18 protein-coding genes are annotated in these 15830 nt (G+C 37.6%); 8 read left to right on the top strand and 10 right to left on the bottom strand.

The genetic code is table 11. The features are described 5' to 3' along the window. Nucleotides 1-16 precede the first annotated feature (16 nt). The 4 genes from accD to EL165_RS16245 all read left to right on the top strand — a co-directional run bounded on the left by accD (nt 17) and on the right by EL165_RS16245 (nt 3603). The gene (gene accD / locus EL165_RS16260) at nt 17-871 is read left to right on the top strand and encodes an acetyl-CoA carboxylase, carboxyltransferase subunit beta (RefSeq protein WP_002982142.1); all 855 of its coding nucleotides are present in this window, start codon (nt 17-19) and stop codon (nt 869-871) included. A 54-nt stretch (nt 872-925) separates the two neighbouring features. Next, complete coding sequence (locus EL165_RS16255) at nt 926-1435, top strand: DUF6973 domain-containing protein (RefSeq protein ID WP_002982141.1); 510 nt, start codon at nt 926-928, stop codon at nt 1433-1435. Nucleotides 1436-1741: 306 nt separating this feature from the next. Continuing rightward, complete coding sequence (locus tag EL165_RS16250) at nt 1742-3145, top strand: nucleoside recognition domain-containing protein (RefSeq protein WP_002982140.1); 1404 nt, start codon at nt 1742-1744, stop codon at nt 3143-3145. Between the two features lie 65 nt (nt 3146-3210). After that, entirely contained in the window at nt 3211-3603 is a 393-nt protein-coding gene (locus EL165_RS16245) for a hypothetical protein (RefSeq protein ID WP_002982139.1), read from the top strand. Nucleotides 3604-3618: 15 nt separating this feature from the next. Here the strand turns inward: EL165_RS16245 and EL165_RS16240 are convergent, their stop codons facing one another. The 4 genes from EL165_RS16240 to EL165_RS16225 form a co-directional block, all read right to left on the bottom strand. Then, nucleotides 3619-4509: a hypothetical protein gene (locus tag EL165_RS16240; RefSeq protein ID WP_002982138.1), complete on the bottom strand. Its 891-nt coding sequence runs from the start codon at nt 4507-4509 to the stop codon at nt 3619-3621. 35 nt (nt 4510-4544) lie between these two features. Continuing rightward, nucleotides 4545-4943, bottom strand: coding sequence for an ExbD/TolR family protein (locus tag EL165_RS16235; protein WP_002982137.1), 399 nt, complete (start codon nt 4941-4943; stop codon nt 4545-4547). A gap of 10 nt (nt 4944-4953) precedes the next feature. After that, on the bottom strand, nt 4954-5658 hold the full coding sequence (locus EL165_RS16230; protein ID WP_002982136.1) for a MotA/TolQ/ExbB proton channel family protein: 705 nt from the start codon (nt 5656-5658) through the stop codon (nt 4954-4956). A gap of 172 nt (nt 5659-5830) precedes the next feature. Then, nucleotides 5831-6292: a hypothetical protein gene (locus tag EL165_RS16225; protein WP_002982135.1), complete on the bottom strand. Its 462-nt coding sequence runs from the start codon at nt 6290-6292 to the stop codon at nt 5831-5833. Nucleotides 6293-6461: 169 nt separating this feature from the next. Between EL165_RS16225 and EL165_RS16220 the strand changes: the two genes are divergently transcribed. Together EL165_RS16220 and EL165_RS16215 are read left to right on the top strand one after the other, a co-directional pair. Continuing rightward, entirely contained in the window at nt 6462-8258 is a 1797-nt protein-coding gene (locus EL165_RS16220; protein WP_002982134.1) for a DUF885 domain-containing protein, read from the top strand. An 85-nt stretch (nt 8259-8343) separates the two neighbouring features. Then, nucleotides 8344-8790, top strand: a complete 447-nt coding sequence (locus EL165_RS16215; RefSeq protein ID WP_002982133.1) for a DinB family protein — start codon at nt 8344-8346, stop codon at nt 8788-8790. 183 nt (nt 8791-8973) lie between these two features. On the opposite strand, the gene nth is transcribed toward EL165_RS16215, so the two are convergent. Continuing rightward, nucleotides 8974-9594 (bottom strand): endonuclease III, encoded by a 621-nt coding sequence (nth, locus tag EL165_RS16210; RefSeq protein ID WP_002982132.1) that lies wholly within the window; start codon nt 9592-9594, stop codon nt 8974-8976. A gap of 33 nt (nt 9595-9627) precedes the next feature. Between nth and bcp the strand changes: the two genes are divergently transcribed. Next, nucleotides 9628-10077 carry a thioredoxin-dependent thiol peroxidase gene (gene bcp, locus EL165_RS16205; RefSeq protein ID WP_002982129.1) on the top strand — a complete coding sequence of 150 codons (450 nt, stop codon included), beginning with the start codon at nt 9628-9630 and terminating at the stop codon, nt 10075-10077. Between the two features lie 92 nt (nt 10078-10169). Here the strand turns inward: bcp and EL165_RS16200 are convergent, their stop codons facing one another. From EL165_RS16200 to EL165_RS16180, 5 genes are read right to left on the bottom strand one after another with little or no spacing between them, the layout of a single operon-like run. After that, nucleotides 10170-10703: a GNAT family N-acetyltransferase gene (locus EL165_RS16200; RefSeq protein ID WP_002982127.1), complete on the bottom strand. Its 534-nt coding sequence runs from the start codon at nt 10701-10703 to the stop codon at nt 10170-10172. Continuing rightward, on the bottom strand, nt 10672-11334 hold the full coding sequence (locus EL165_RS16195; RefSeq protein WP_002982124.1) for a hypothetical protein: 663 nt from the start codon (nt 11332-11334) through the stop codon (nt 10672-10674). The genes EL165_RS16200 and EL165_RS16195 overlap by 32 nt, the downstream gene beginning before the upstream one ends. Before the next feature lie 31 nt (nt 11335-11365). After that, nucleotides 11366-12448, bottom strand: coding sequence for a mannose-1-phosphate guanylyltransferase (locus tag EL165_RS16190; protein WP_041461956.1), 1083 nt, complete (start codon nt 12446-12448; stop codon nt 11366-11368). 2 nt (nt 12449-12450) lie between these two features. Continuing rightward, the gene (locus tag EL165_RS16185; protein ID WP_002982119.1) at nt 12451-13041 is read right to left on the bottom strand and encodes a SprT-like domain-containing protein; all 591 of its coding nucleotides are present in this window, start codon (nt 13039-13041) and stop codon (nt 12451-12453) included. A gap of 1 nt (nt 13042) precedes the next feature. Continuing rightward, a complete protein-coding gene (locus tag EL165_RS16180) occupies nt 13043-14365 on the bottom strand; it encodes a TolC family protein (RefSeq protein WP_002982116.1) in 1323 nt (440 codons plus the stop codon). 183 nt (nt 14366-14548) lie between these two features. Between EL165_RS16180 and EL165_RS16175 the strand changes: the two genes are divergently transcribed. Continuing rightward, nucleotides 14549-15793: a bifunctional folylpolyglutamate synthase/dihydrofolate synthase gene (locus EL165_RS16175; RefSeq protein WP_002982113.1), complete on the top strand. Its 1245-nt coding sequence runs from the start codon at nt 14549-14551 to the stop codon at nt 15791-15793. Nucleotides 15794-15830 lie beyond the last annotated feature (37 nt).

Here is a 15830-nt window from a genome sequence, read left to right as displayed (position 1 = left end):
ATTAATACAAACAAAAATGGCATTCGACTGGTTTAAAAGAAAAGCAAAAAACATTACCACTTCTACTGATGAAAAAAAGGACGTTCCCAAAGGCCTGTGGCATCAGACTCCTTCCGGAAAAGTAGTGGAACATGATGAACTAAAGAGAAATAACTACGTTTCTCCTGAAGACGGATTTCATGTGAGAATAGGAAGTGCAGAATTTTTTGACATCCTTTTTGACGGTGGTAAATTTACCGAACTGGATGCCAATGTTGAGAGTATTGATATCTTAAACTTCAAAGATACAAAGCCTTACAAAGACCGTCTGAAAGAAGTGAAAGCTAAAACAAAGCTTACAGATTCTATCAGAAACGCAGTAGGAACTGTAAAAGGAACTGAAATGGTAGTTTCTTGTATGGATTTTGCTTTCATCGGTGGATCTTTGGGTTCTGTAATGGGAGAAAAGATCAGAAGAGCTGTAGATTACTGTATCGCACATAAGCTTCCGTATATGATTATCTGTCAGTCCGGAGGAGCAAGAATGCAGGAAGCCACTTACTCTCTGATGCAATTGGCAAAAGTTCAGGCTAAATTAGCTCAGCTTTCCGAAGCAGGACTTTTATACATCGCTTACCTTTGTGACCCTACATTCGGAGGAATCACAGCTTCTTTCGCTATGACTGCCGATATCATCATGGCAGAGCCGGGAGCACTGATCGGTTTTGCTGGACCAAGAGTAATCCGTGAAACGATTGGTAGAGACTTACCGGAAGGATTCCAGACATCAGAATTCTTACAGGAAAAAGGATTTGTAGATTTCATCGTAAAAAGAACTGAAATTCAGGATACGGTTGCCAAAACAGTTAATTTATTGGCTGTAAAAGCATAGTATCTGTAACAAAAACAATACAATCTCTCTCTAATTAGGGAGAGATTTTTATTTATGAGGACTTTTAAAATATTTTTCAATGCCATCAGGAGTATGAGTTTTAAAAAGATTATGCGTCTTTTATCACTCATCCTTCCCCATCCTCTTTTCGCTTTACTAAGTTTTTATGCTACAGTAAAGGCATTCACCATTGCACAGAAAAAATTCCCTGAAACAGCCTCCAATAACGGCATTGGAAATGCTTTCAGGCATGCTCTCTGGTGCTGCTTCATTATGATGTACTGCTGTAAGATTTCCTCTCCTAAAAAAGCGCTTGATTTTTGCAAAAGAATTACGGACATGCATGAAGAGCTGTTCCCGAATGAGCCCCTGGAAACCAAAATGGATCTTCATAACAACAAAATCGGAATGGATTATTTCATGGAACTTTTACCGGGAATTCACCGTCAGTTTTTTGAAAAAAGCTTCTTTGTAGATGCATTAATCAAAAAAATGGATGATGCAAAAGTTCTTAAAAGCCTGGATGACAATTTTGAGGGGTATCTTGTTTATCTGGAAGAGTAAATCATTTTAGTTTTAAACGCCAGGGAGCGCAGGGAAAATCTAAAAACTTAATGTATATTTTTTGTTCGCAAGGGCATTTCATTCAGCAATGTTCCCTAACTTAAATTCTCTTTGGTTAGCGCTAACGCCTTTGCAAAAGAAAAAATCAACCGTCATCATTAAAAACCTTTGCGTACATTGCGTTAACAATATACTTTAAGATTAGAAGCCATCATTAGTTCTCTTTAACACCAGAATAACAAAAGACTTTAGTTATTTTTGTGGTTTAAAGTATTTTCGATAAGTTTAAACAATTAAATCAATCAGATGGTTCTCAGCAGAATTTGGTCGGCTTTCATTATCATTGCCATTGCCATTGCCAGTATAAAATACGTTTCGTCAGGTAATTACAAAACCATTTTCAATGATATGGTGGTAGGAAAAGGTGGTGATACAGTGAAGATTGCTTCCCAGCCTATGAACAGCCTCTCCCCTGTTGTAAGAGACAGCCTGATGAAAAAAAATGATTTTGCAGACAGCAGAATCCACTATAAAACAGATTCTTTAAAACAGAATGTAAATGTTTACCGCGTTCAGGAATCAGACGGAGTAATCGGGACTTCAGAAACCGCAGTTAAAATCTGCCTTGGCCTTATCGGAATTATGACCCTGTTTATGGGATTCATGAGTATTGCTGAAAAAGCTGGAGGCATCAACCTTTTAAGCCGTCTGATACAGCCCTTTTTCTCTAAACTATTTCCTGATATCCCTAAGAATCATCCCGCATTCGGGCACATGCTGATGAATTTCAGCGCCAATCTATTAGGGCTAGATAATGCTGCGACTCCTTTTGGTTTAAAAGCAATGGAAAGTCTCCAGACTTTAAACCCTAATAAAGATACAGCCAGCAATTCACAGATTATGTTTCTGTGCCTTCATGCAGGTGGTATGACTTTGATTCCTGTATCGATTATTGCGATCAGAGCCTCGATGGGTTCCAAAACGCCTACAGATATTTTCCTGCCCTGTATGATTGCCACTTTTGCCGCTACACTGGCAGCAATGATTATCGTTTCATTATATCAGAAAATCAATCTTCTCCGTCCTGTAGTGATTGCCTATGTAGGAGGAATTTCAGCCGTTATCGCTTTATTGGTTTTGTACCTGGTTCAGTTGAGCAAAGATGAGCTGGACGATTTCAGCAAAGTATTGAGCAATGGACTGATTCTCTTCATTTTCCTGGCGATTGTATTGGGTGCTGTTTATAAAAAAATCAACGTTTTTGATGCCTTTATTGAAGGGGCAAAAGAAGGTTTTACAACCTGTGTCAAGATTATCCCTTACCTTGTCGGAATGCTGATTGCCATTTCATTATTAAGAACCTCCGGTGTTTTCGATGTGATTATCGACGGAATGAAGTGGGTGGCCAACGTTGCCAATATGGATCCTAGATTTGTGGATGGACTTCCAACGGCTTTAATCAAACCTTTATCCGGTTCCGGAGCCAGAGGAATGATGGTAGACACAATGACAACATTTGGAGCTGATAGTTTTCAGGGTAAATTGGCAGCAGTTCTTCAGGGAAGCTCAGATACGACGTTTTACGTGATCGCAGTATATTTCGGGGCTGTGGCTGTTAAAAATACAAGATATACGGTAATTGCCATGCTTCTGGCCGATCTGGTGGGTATTATCACTTCTATCGCACTGGCTTATTTATTTTTCGCATAATGAAAAGATGCTGGTTGAACAATGCTATTAACTTAAAACATTAAACTTAAAACTTTACATCCATTATGATTACAGATAAAGAATTTACACTAAGACTCATCCGCCAATTAACCCAGGCATTGGAAAAACTGATTCTGGACAAACCTGAAGAAAGTTTAATGCAGAAAGAACTGGATTTTGATACGCTAATGAGAGATATTTTCAAGATGAATTTCACCGAAGTTTCCTCAATGACTAAAGAAGAAATGATTGCCCTGGTCAATGAGAGACAGGAAAGAGATCATAAAGATTATTATGAAATGCTTGGAAATCTTTTCTACTTTAAAAGCAGACAAGGCCAGAATAAAGATTTTCAGGATAAAGCAAAAACATTCTATGAGCTGTATCTACAGACCAGCGGTATTTTTGCCCTGCCGGTTATCAACAGAATAAATGAATTGAAAAAAGCACTTGAATAAAGTGCTTTTGTATTTTTAGAAAGTAATTTTATAAGTACCGGTTGAAGAAGTATTGGCTTTCTCCGCCTTCACATACTTCTTAACCCAGGCTACGGATGTAGATGACACGCAAGGATCCGAAATACCTCCTGATCTTCTTGCCGACACTACATTTCCTGCTTTATCTACGGTGTAGGAAATCGTAATCGATCCGCTTGCTGTACAGCTGTGAGAGGGTTGCACTCCTCCTCTTCCCATTGTTCCGGGAATATAACCGACTAATTTCCTGTCGATTCCAACCTTGCTGTCGCCATTTCCGTCACCTCCTAAAGGATCCCCCGCATTTCCGATACCATCACCAGTTCCCTGGCTTCCGGCTTTAGTTCCTCTTCCTTTGATCAGGTTTCCTATGGCTGCTGTTCCTTTTCCGTCCCCATTTCCTGTTTTTGAATTGGCTGTAGCAGCGCCCGATTTTTTGGTATTTTTAGAAGCACTTGTACTGGTTGCTTCTTTTTTCTCAGCTTTTTTTGATTCTTCTTTTTTAGGAACTGTTGTTTTTGAGTTATTCCCAGTGATTACCTTTTCCTTCACTTCTGTTTTCTTAGGTTCAGGAGTAGGTAAAGGCTCTGGCTTCACAACAGTTTTTGTTTCCGGAACCGGTGTTTCTGCAGGTTCAGGTGTTACTTCTTCTGTGGCTGCGGCAAGGCTTCCAGGCTGCTCAGCAGGCTCTTCGATCCCTTTTCCGTTTCTGTTGTCTCCAAAGTTCACCAGCATTGTGGTAACCACTTCAGGGTCTTTATCCAGTTCGGGTTTTAATTTATATAAAAAAACAAAAAGCAGAATAGCAGCCCAGATCAGAATAGAAAGCAATGCGCTTTTTACCCTGTCTTTATTTTCTTCGTTTCTGTTTGCTGTATAGCTTCTCATCTTAAAAAGTAAATCTTTCCGGAAATCCGGCTATGTTATTTATCTTTAACGGTTGCAATCGCAATGTTAAATTTATGTTTTTCAGCAATTTCCATTACAAAAACAACATCTTTATGTAATGTGTTTTCATCAGCTCTGATCGTAAACGATTTATTGGTCTGACCCGCCAATTTATCTACAATAATCTTCTCAAGTTCTCCTTTATTGGCAGGATTATCATCCACAAAGAATGAACCGTCAGGCTTAATACTAACAGTTAAAGGATTAGGAATATTATCGTCAACTGCTCCGGCTTTCGGTAGATTCACATCAATAGCACTCTGGTTGGCAGCTGAAGAGGTGATCATAAAGAAAATCAGCATCAACAGGATAACGTCTGTCATCGCTGCTAAACTGAATTCCGGATTCGCTTTATTTCTTCTTTGAATTTTCATCGTAAGAAAATTATAAAGGTTTATTGATAAGGTCTAAAAATTCTCCAGACATGTTCTGAGCCTTCAGTACAAATTTATCAATCCTTGTCAAAAGGATATTGTAACAGAAGTTGGCAGGAATTGCTACTGCCAAACCTACAGCGGTTTGCCCTAAAGCGGTATAAATACCTTCTGAAAGTGTTTTCGGAGAGAAAGACCCTGTGGCATGAGATAAATTAAAGAAAGCAATAATCATCCCGATTACCGTACCTAAAAGTCCCAGCATTGGTGCAATACTTGGTACTACAGCCAAAAGATTCAGGTTTTTTTCCATATTGGCAACCTCTACCTGTGCCTGTGCTTCCATGGCACTTACAATATCTGAAACAGGACGCCCCAATCTTGAAATTCCCTTCTCTAAAATTCTTCCTTCCGGAGAATTCTGGGTTTTGCAGTAATCTGTTGCTGCCTCTATTTTTCCAGCTTTGATGAAGTCCTCAATATTGTTCATGAAGTTGGAATCTGTTTTTGAAGCCAGTCTTTTAATAAAGAAAAATCTTTCAAAAAACAGATACAGAGAAAACACTCCCAACAGTAATACGGTGACCATCACTATTTTAGCGAAAGCTCCTCCATGGAACATAATTTTCCAGAATGAGAACTCTAAGTTGTCTGCAGCAACTGCAGGTGTAGCGATTTGTGCAAATAAAATCTGAGAAAGTTCCGTTAACAGCATTAAATGTGAATTTTATTAAAGTTTCAACGACAAATGTAGTAGAATATTATGAATTGAACTCTTAAAAATTGCTTAAAAACAACTTAAAATTTGTTACAGTTCTACAAACAGCAAATTTCTTTCCAAAAATAATTCTGAAAAGAAATCCGGTATTAAAAAATGAAGTTTTCGGTTAGTCTTCGTCTACTTCAATATCATCCTGCTTGAATTCGCATTTTAATCTAAAAGGAATCGGAGTATCTGAACCCGTATAGAAATCATCAATAGTTCCTTTCCAGATAACCTGAAGCTCCCCTTCTTCATTTTTTTCAAAAAGAAGCTCATTATCATAGATATAGGCATCTTCATCGTCGAATAGATCTACTTCTGTATAGGTCTCTTCATCAGAGTCATTGATGGTGATGGTTTTTCCTTCTATTTCCGCAGAGTCGATAGGGAAATCGAAAATTTCAAGTGAAAGCTGCGGAAAGTTGTACTGTAGTGAATCATCATCTACGTGATCCAAACTGTCATCCGTAATCACTTCAACCTCTAAAAAGTGTTGCTGGTTGCTGTAAACTGCTTTACAATAAGTATTTCTGATATTGTATTTTAGCGTTTCTTCCGGATGGTAAATTTTTAAAATCCCTTTCATTTTTTCTTAAAAAAGAACTGTAATAATATGATTGTTAAACGTTTTAGACAAAGATAGAAAATTGATTCAAAGTTGAAAGGATTTTGAAAATAATTTTTTAAAATCAGTGCATACCATAAGCCTGAATATCCCAATAATACCTACTTTTGTTTTCATAAAGATTCTGAAAATGAAAAACATTTTATCAAAAGGTATTCTGGCACTGGGGTTGATGATAGGTCTTGCTTCCTGCAAAAAATCGGACTCTCCCCTTACAAAAGTGACCCCAAGTAATCTGGATTCTATTGCTTCCAACTATTATGAGCAATATCTTAAGCTATATCCAATGGACGCTACAGCACAGGGAGATACAAGATATAATGACCAGCTTCCTATTAATATTGATAAAGACTTTATCTCAGGAGAAATAGCATTCTACACTTCTGTACAGAAACAACTGGAAAATGTAGATTATAAAACCCTTTCTGATGAGGATAAAGTGGTATATGATGTTTTGGATTACACTTTAAAAGATAAAATTGAGGCTTATGCCTATCATCCGGAATATATTCCGTTTACCCAGTTTGGCGGTCTTCCGCTTACTTTTCCTTTATATGGAAGTGGACAGGGTAACCAGCCTTTTAAAACGGAAAAAGATTACAGCGACTGGCTGAAAAGAATGGAAAAATTCCCGGAATGGATGGATGCTGCTGCAGACAATTTCCGTGAAGGGATGACTAATAAAATGGTCCTTCCTAAAAAGCTTGTTGTTAAAATGATTCCTCAGATGAAAGCCGAGGAAATCACAACTTCTGATATGGAAAAGAATATTTTCTATGGCCCGATCAGAAATTTTCCTAAAAATTTCTCCCAGGCTCAGAAAGATAAATTTTCTGCACTTTACAAAGAAGCCATTTCGAAAAAGATTATCCCGGCCTATATTAAAATGGGAACGTTCCTTGAAAAAGAATATCTTCCCAAAGCAAGGGATACCGATGGATACAACAGTCTTCCCAACGGTAATGAAATTTACGGCTATTATGTAAAAAGCTGGACCACTACCAAAAAATCTCCTGAAGAGATCAATAAGATCGGATTGCAGCAGGTAGCTATGCTTCGTGCGGAAATGGAAAAAGTAAAACAGCAGGTTGGCTTTACCGGAACTCTGGAAGAATTTATCACATTTGTAAAAACAGATCCAAAGGCGATGCCTTATAAGACTTCCAAGGAGGTTTTAAATGCATTTAATGGCATTTTAACGAAAATCACTCCGAAGCTGAAAACGATGTTTAATGTAACGCCAAAAACAAAGTTTGAGATCAGACAGACAGAGAAGTTCAGAGAAGCAAGTGCCAGCGCAGAATATATGCCTGGAACTCCGGATGGTAAAAGACCGGGTATATTCTATGTTCCGCTTCCGGATCCTTCCAAATTCAATGTTACTTCAGGAATGGAGTCTCTTTTCCTTCATGAGGCCATCCCAGGACATCACTATCAGATGTCTCTTCAACAGGAAAATACAAAGCTTCCTAAATTCATGAGATTCGGATGGTTTGGAGCTTATGGTGAAGGATGGGCGCACTATTGTGAAACATTAGGACCTGAATTCGGGTTGTATACAGATCCTTACCAGAAAATGGGCTACTTAAGCGATCAGATGCTGAGAGCGGTAAGACTTGTTGTAGATACAGGACTTCATACCGGAAAAATGTCAAGAGAAGAGGCGATCAAATATTTCTTAAGCAACATTTCCTATGACGAAGGATCTGCCACTGCAGAAGTTGAAAGATATATGGCAATGCCTGGGCAGGCTTTAGGCTACAAAATAGGCTCTTTAAGAATCCGTGAGCTGAGAGAAAAATATCAGAAAGAGCTTGGAAACAAATTCAATCTGGCAAGCTTCCATGATGAAGTATTAAGTCAGGGATGTCTTCCTCTGGATGTTCTGAACAGGAAAATGGAGCTTTGGGCTCAAAAGCAAAAATAAATTTAAGGGTACTGGACTTTAGTCAGTACCTTTCTTTTTAAACTCTTATTCAGTAAATTTGAATAATTTTAAAAATTAAAATTCCATGATCACAGAAAGCCTCAGATCTCTTTACAGCAGAGATTTAAATAAATTAAAAGCAGAAATAGAAGCTTATCAGAATGAAGAAAATCTTTGGAAAACTGATAAAAACATTGCTAATTCTGCGGGTAATCTAACACTTCATCTGGTAGGAAATCTTAATCATTTTATCGGAACGCATCTTGGAAACACAGGATACGTAAGACAGCGTGACCTTGAATTTTCGTCAAAGAATATTCCCAAAGCGGAACTTATTGAAAAGGTGAAAGCCACTGCAGCAATGATAGATTCAGTGCTTTCGCATTTGTCCGATGATGATCTGAAAAAAGAATATCCATTGGTTGTTTTTGAAAGTGCCATGACAACTGATTACTTTCTGATCCATCTGCTTGCCCATCTTGACTATCATTTGGGACAGATCAATTATCACAGGAGGCTATTGGACATTTAATCCATCCATAAAAAACTCAAATAACGCAACGATCACAAAGTAATTGTTGCGTTTTCTATTAGTTCGCAAGGGCATTTCACTTAACTAAGAAAATATTGCCTTTGCTCAACGAAGTGCCCTTGCGAACCTTTTCAATCTAAATTATCATAAGTACTTGCGATCTTAGCCTTAAAACAAGGCAAGTTATTTCTCAAATAACATTTTAGTAATAAAATCTTTTTCTCCTTTTCCTCTCGCCGGAGAATATTCTCTTCCATAGAAAATGATCTGAAGGTGAAGCTTATTCCATACTTCTTCAGGGAATAATTTCTTGGCGTCACGTTCTGTCTCTACAACATTTTTTCCTGATGTAAGCTTCCACTGTGTCATCAAACGATGAATATGGGTATCTACCGGAAAAGCAGGAAATCCGAAACCCTGGCTCATCACTACCGAAGCGGTTTTATGACCTACGCCCGGAAGAGCTTCCAATTCTTCATAAGTCTGCGGAACGACACCATTATGACGCTCCAGCAGAAGTTCTGCCATTCTTTTAAGGTTTTTGGCTTTGGTATTGGACAGTCCTATTTCTTTAATTAATTCCTTGATCTCAAACTCTTCCAGTTTGGCCATTCTCTGCGGAGTACCTGCTACGGCGAAAAGATCAGGGGTCACCTGGTTTACTTTTTTATCTGTGGTCTGCGCGGAAAGCGCTACGGCTACCATTAAGGTATATGGATCGGTATGATCCAGCGGAATAGGCGTTGTGGGATATAATTTGTCCAATTCTCTCTGAACGATCTCTGCTCTTTGTTTTTTTGTCATGTAACCCTTAAATTTGAACAAAATTAAATCATTATGCTGAAAGTTGGAGATAAATTACCTGAATTTGAAGGAATCAATCAAGACGGAGAAACCGTAACCTCATCACAATTAATTGGAAAAAAACTGGTAGTTTTCTTCTATCCGCAAGCGAATACACCCACCTGTACAATAGAAGCCTGCAATCTGAGTGATAATTATTCAAAGCTTAAAAAAGAGGGATTTCAGTTATTGGGAGTAAGCGGTGATTCTGTAAAAAAACAGAAAAATTTCCATAGCAAATTCGCTTTTCCTTATGATCTTATTGCGGATGAAAACCGAGATATCATTGAAAAATTTGGGGTATGGCAGGAAAAAAAGACATTTGGAAAAACGTATATGGGAATTGTAAGAACGACTTTTATTTTCGATGAAAATAGTGTCTGTACAAGAGTGATTGAAAAAGTAACGTCAAAGACTGCTGCTGAGCAGATTCTGGAAGGTTAATTCTTTTTGAAACACAAATATCACAAATGCTTTCACAAATAACACGATTTATATCACTGTGTTATTTGTGAAAATATTTTTTTGGGGATTTATTATTCGGTTTCGTAATAGTTGAGCTCTTCGGTTTCTCCGGGCAATATGACGTGCTTTTTAAACTTCAATCCCAGCTTTTCAATGAGTTTCTGGGAAGAAATATTATCCTTGGAAATAATGGCGGATATTTTTGTTAATCCAAAGTCATCCATCCCAATAGCTTTAACCTTCTTAGCGGCTTCAAAAGCATAGCCTTTGCCTTCAAACTCTTCCAATAAAGAATATCCTATATCCACAATATCAAGCCCCTCTCTTTCGAATATTCCTACGGCTCCTACTTTTTCATTTCCTTCTTTGGTCACTAAAAGATAGTTTCCAAATCCCAGTCTTTCAATCTGTGGAGCAAATCTGTTCAGAATATAATTTTCAGCATCTTCAATAGAATTAACATTGCGGTTACCGATGTACTGAATAAATTTAGGCCTGTTGTAAAGCTCAAAGATAAAATCTTTATCTTCACGGGACATCGGACGGAGAATTAATCGCTCAGTCTCATAAATATTATCTGCGCTTGGATGTTTTTTTGGGCTCATCTTTCTTTGGTTCTTCTTTTTTTTCGATTTTTAAAAGTCTCGGGTTATTAGCACATTTCTTATTGTAAAGCTCAATATAGGTTCCATTATCTTTTACATTGCTTACAGCACCTGTAGATTTACTTACCGTTACGGTATAATGTGTTTTCTGATAAGGACATTCCTTTGAGGTTAGCTTTCCAAGATCAAGATAGTAATTCGACTGATCTTCATGGTAATTACCAGCAAGATCCTTGAACTCTTCATCTACCATGTATCCGTCTGCAGCTAATATAATTGCTGCCTCCTGGGCATTATCAATTCTGTCTACAAACTTTTTTAGTCCTTCGGCATCAGTAACATAGCTTACTTTACCGCCTTCTGAATAGGCAATATAATAAAAACTGTCTTCGCTGGGAAAAAGATTGAATCCTGAGAACTGAGGAGTATAATTTACCTTACCCGAAGTCTTTATTTCCTCTCCTTTCCCATAGCTGTTGTATACCAGCACCCAGGAATCTACCCTGCTGCCCGGGATGATCTGCTGTAAAATAGCAGGAATGCTCGAAAATTTCTTTTTCTCCTGAGCATATGTTGAGATTCCCAAAAGCAGGAATGTAAGAATTGTAAATCGGGTTGCAGTTTTAATCATAATTTAAAAATCACCAGAAATATACCAAATATTACATGAACTTCTCGCCTTTCTTAAAGTTTTTTAAATCAAGAACATAATCTTTAATAAGCTGGTCATTGTCTCTCGGGCAGATAAGAAGTGCTTTATCTGTATCAACAACAATGTAATTTTCAAGCCCGTCAATAATTACGGCTTTGTTATTATTCTTTAAGCGGATGATATTCCCTTTTGAATTATAAGAGAGTAAGTGTTTCAGCTTTACAGCGTTTCCGTCTTTATCTTTTTCTGTATTTTCATATACGGATGTCCATGTACCTAGATCACTCCATCCTAAATCTGATGGAATAACATATACATTTTTTGCTTTTTCAAGGATCCCGTTATCAATAGAAATTTTCTGAACTTTTGGATAAATGGTTTCAATACAGCTGTTTTCTTTCTCTGAATTATACTCACATGCCATAAAATGTTGCATCATTTCAGGAAGATAAAGATCAAAGGCATGGTGAATACTTTTCACATTCCATACAAAAATCCCTGCATTCCAAAGGAAATCACCACTTTCCAGAAAGCTTTGGGCAATTTCAAGGATAGGTTTTTCTGTGAATGTTTTTACCTTAAAGTATTCAGAACCTTTTTTTTCTACAAACTGAATGTAACCATAGCCAGTATCAGGTCTTGTCGGAGTTATACCCAATGTTACCAGATAATCATTTTTTGATGCCAGCTCGAACGCCAGCTCCACTTTCTCCAGAAACACATCTTCTTTAAGGATCAAATGATCCGCCGGCAATACAATCATCGTTGCATCCGGATTGATCTCAGCGATTTTATTAGCCATATACAGGTTGCAGGCCGCTGTATTCTTCATAAGCGGCTCACCCACAATGTTTTCTTCGGGAATCTCCGGAAGCTGCTGATGGGAAACAGAAACATACTCTTTATTCGTAATTACGAATATCTGTTCTTTAGGAATTACCTTACTGATTCTGTCATAAGTCTGCTGAATCATTGTGCGCCCGGTTCCTAAAATATCCTGAAATTGTTTTGGAAATTTTTGCGTACTCATCGGCCAGAACCGGCTCCCGATTCCTCCTGCCATTATCACGCAATATCTATCTGATTTTAACATTCTTAGCTACATTTTTCTACCCTCGCTAAAGGCTTGAAAGAATACTTCCTTCCAGTAGCCAGGTTCTTACAAAGATAGTTTTTTTTAACCAGACCTTCCAATAAATACTTTTCGTTGCGATAGATAAAAAATTCTCCCTTTTTAAGTTCCTCGATAAACTGAAGGGTATCATCTTGTTTTTCAGTATGGAAATATCTTACCAGATCGGGGCTGGCCATGAAATTTGCTTTGGGCGATTTTGAAAATTTGATGATAATGGGCTTTAGTTCTTCATCATAAATTTCAAGGCTTTCCAAGAGCATGTTTCTGAAGGTTTCCTTCCACTCATTTCCGTGAGGAGAGATTCTTCTGCCGTATTTTTCAAACGCAATAAGATGGGCCAGCTCATGAGTCAGCACAAAGAAAAAAAGTTGTGGAGTAAGTGTAGAATTTACCGTAATTTCATGTGAATTGTCCGGAAGTTTTCTGTAATCTCCCAGTTTCGAATTCCTGTTTCTTGTAACTTTTATATGTATATAATAATCTGAAAACCAGATTTTTAAATATTTAAGTGTATTTTGAGGTAAGTATTTTTCTAAAGATTGAATCGGCATTTTACAAACTTAATGGAATTCCTGCATAGAAATTCAATAGTTTAAGACTAAAAAGGTAATTATATTTTGCCTGCGCTACTGATCCCTGTGCATTTGCATAATTATTTCTCGCCACGTTTACGTCATAGATGGTTGTTCTTCCGGCAGCGTAGCTTTTATCGGCAAAATCAAGAGCCAGTTTGGAGCTTTTTTCAGCTTCTACCGCCGCCAGATAGGTTTCATAATTGGCATCAGCATCAAACTGAGCTTTCTGTACATTCTGTCTTACTGTCTGCTTCTGCTGCTCCAACGCATTTTTGGCAATGCTTTCGTTTATTTTAGACTGTTCTACCTGTAATTTTGTTTTTCCTTTATTAAAGATTGGAATATTAAGCGACAGCCCCACATTTTGTCCGAACTGATCTTTATATTGTTCAAAAAAAGTTCCCTGTATTGTACCTGGGATAGGATCAAATTGTCTGTTATAGAAAGTATTGAGACCTGCGCTGGCTGTTAATGTAGGCCAAAATGCTGTTTTGGTTACCTCCGTTTGTGCTTCGGCAGATCTTATTCTGCTTTCTGCTGCTTTAATCTGAGGTTGTATCTCATACGCTGTTGTAAGTACTTCATCCACGGAATTAAGCTGTAAATCAAGCTTATCCGGAACATTTACATCTTCCACGTCAAAACCCTTATAATCTGACAGTTGTAAAAGCTGAGCGATAGCAAACAAGGCACGTCCAACGTTTACTTCTGCTGTTTTAAGATTTTGCTTTTCTCTAGCCAGCGCTGCTTCAGCCTCTGCTAAAACCGTTTGTGCGGTGGTTCCAACCTGAGTTGTGATTTTAGCTCTGTCAAACTGTTTCTGAGCATTGTCCACAGCACTCTGAGAGATTTTAACGATCTCCTTATTCAGCAAGGCGGTCAGATATTGTTGAGCAATCTGAAGGGAAATATCATTTTTAATGGTTTCAATATCATACTGACTTGCTTCTACATCAAACTGGGCTTTTCTGATATTCTTCTCTAATCTTCCGTTATTATAGAGCAAAATATCGGCCCCCAGACCAACACTGTTATTGAATCTATCGTTTCTAAAGCTTCCGGCACCTAAGGATCCTTGTCCGAAACTCACCCCATTTGTCATACTTGCCGATACAGAAGGCAAATATTCTTTTTGGGCAGCTTTAAGATTATATTCCTGATTTTGTTTGTTATACTGATTTTGGATAACCTGAAGATTATGCTCCACTGCATAGCTTACACATTCTTTTAAGGACCATTTCTTCTGGGCGCTTACCCCCAGATAACCTAATCCAAAAACGATGATCCAAACTTTTTTCATATGTATATGTTTATTTGTTTTTTAATGGCATATGCAATCGTGTCATGTTCATTCAGTACTGTAACCTATAAATCACAGCGATTTCATATTAAGATTTTTCAATATTAGACGAATTAAATATAAAAAAGTTACAGATTGAAAAATTATATTTTATTTTAAAAAAACTTTTGGGAATTTTGCACCATGACAAATGAACAATATCAGGAAGCTATCGACTGGCTTTTCGTACAGATGCCCAACTATCAGATAGATGGGCAGAAGGCTTATAAACCCGGACTTGATAATATTACAAAGCTTTGTGCTTTCTTTGGAAATCCCCAGGAGAAAATAAAGTGTATTCATATCGGAGGCACCAATGGTAAGGGTTCTTCAAGCAATATGCTGGCATCTGTCCTTCAGGAAGCCGGTTACAAAACAGGATTATACAATTCTCCCCACCTGATCGATTTTACAGAGCGTATTAAAGTCAACGGAAAAAATTGTGATAAAGAATTTGTCTTTGATTTTATTCAGAAACTAAAACAACTTCCTGAAGATATCCGTCCTTCTTTTTTTGAGTTCACTACTATCATGGCTTTTGAATATTTTTACCGGCAGCAAGTAGATTTTGCCATTATTGAAGTCGGATTGGGAGGAAGACTGGATTCTACCAATATTATTAACCCCTTGATTTCGGCTATTACGAATGTACAGCTGGATCATCAGAATATCCTCGGGGATACCATTGAAGAAATTGCAACGGAGAAAGCCGGGATTATCAAACATAATATTCCCATTATTTCAGGTGACGAGAATGAAACTGTTCAAAATATCATCAAAGAGAAAGCTGCGAAGGAAAATGCCCCTTTGATAGATGCTACTCTTATTAATACAGATCTGGAATCTGACCTGAAAGGAGACTATCAGAAAAAAAACATCAGAGTAGTGATAGCCGCTGTAGAAGAATTAAGAAAACTTGGAGTACATATTTCTGATGGAGATCTTGAAAACGGTCTACTTCACGTTCATCAGAATACAGGATTTATCGGCCGCTGGTTTGAGTTCTCAAAACACCCGCTTACCATTTGCGACACAGGTCATAATCAGGCAGGTCTGGAGTATGTTTTTTCACAATTAAATTCGATTGACCGTCACAAGCATGTCATTTTGGGGTTTGTAAATGATAAAAAAATAGATGACGTGATGAAATTACTTCCTGAAAATTCTGAATTCTATTTCGCAAAACCATCCATCAACAGGGGAAGACACCCCGAAGATTATGAAAACCTTCTTCAGGAGGCGAAAATTTTTTATAAAATTTTCGATTCTGTACAGGAGGCGTATCTATCTGCAAAAGAACGATGTACAAATGAAGAAATGATTTTTATCGGCGGAAGCAACTTTGTAGTGGGAGATTTTTTAGAAAAAAATTTGGAGATTAAAGAATAAGTCGTATATTTGCACCACTCTAAACAAGAGAACAAGT

This window comes from Chryseobacterium gleum (assembly GCF_900636535.1).
GTDB classification, from domain to species: Bacteria; Bacteroidota; Bacteroidia; order Flavobacteriales; family Weeksellaceae; genus Chryseobacterium; species Chryseobacterium gleum.
The sequence above is the reverse complement of the archived record's forward strand: the minus strand, read 5'-3'. Positions and strand labels throughout refer to the sequence as shown.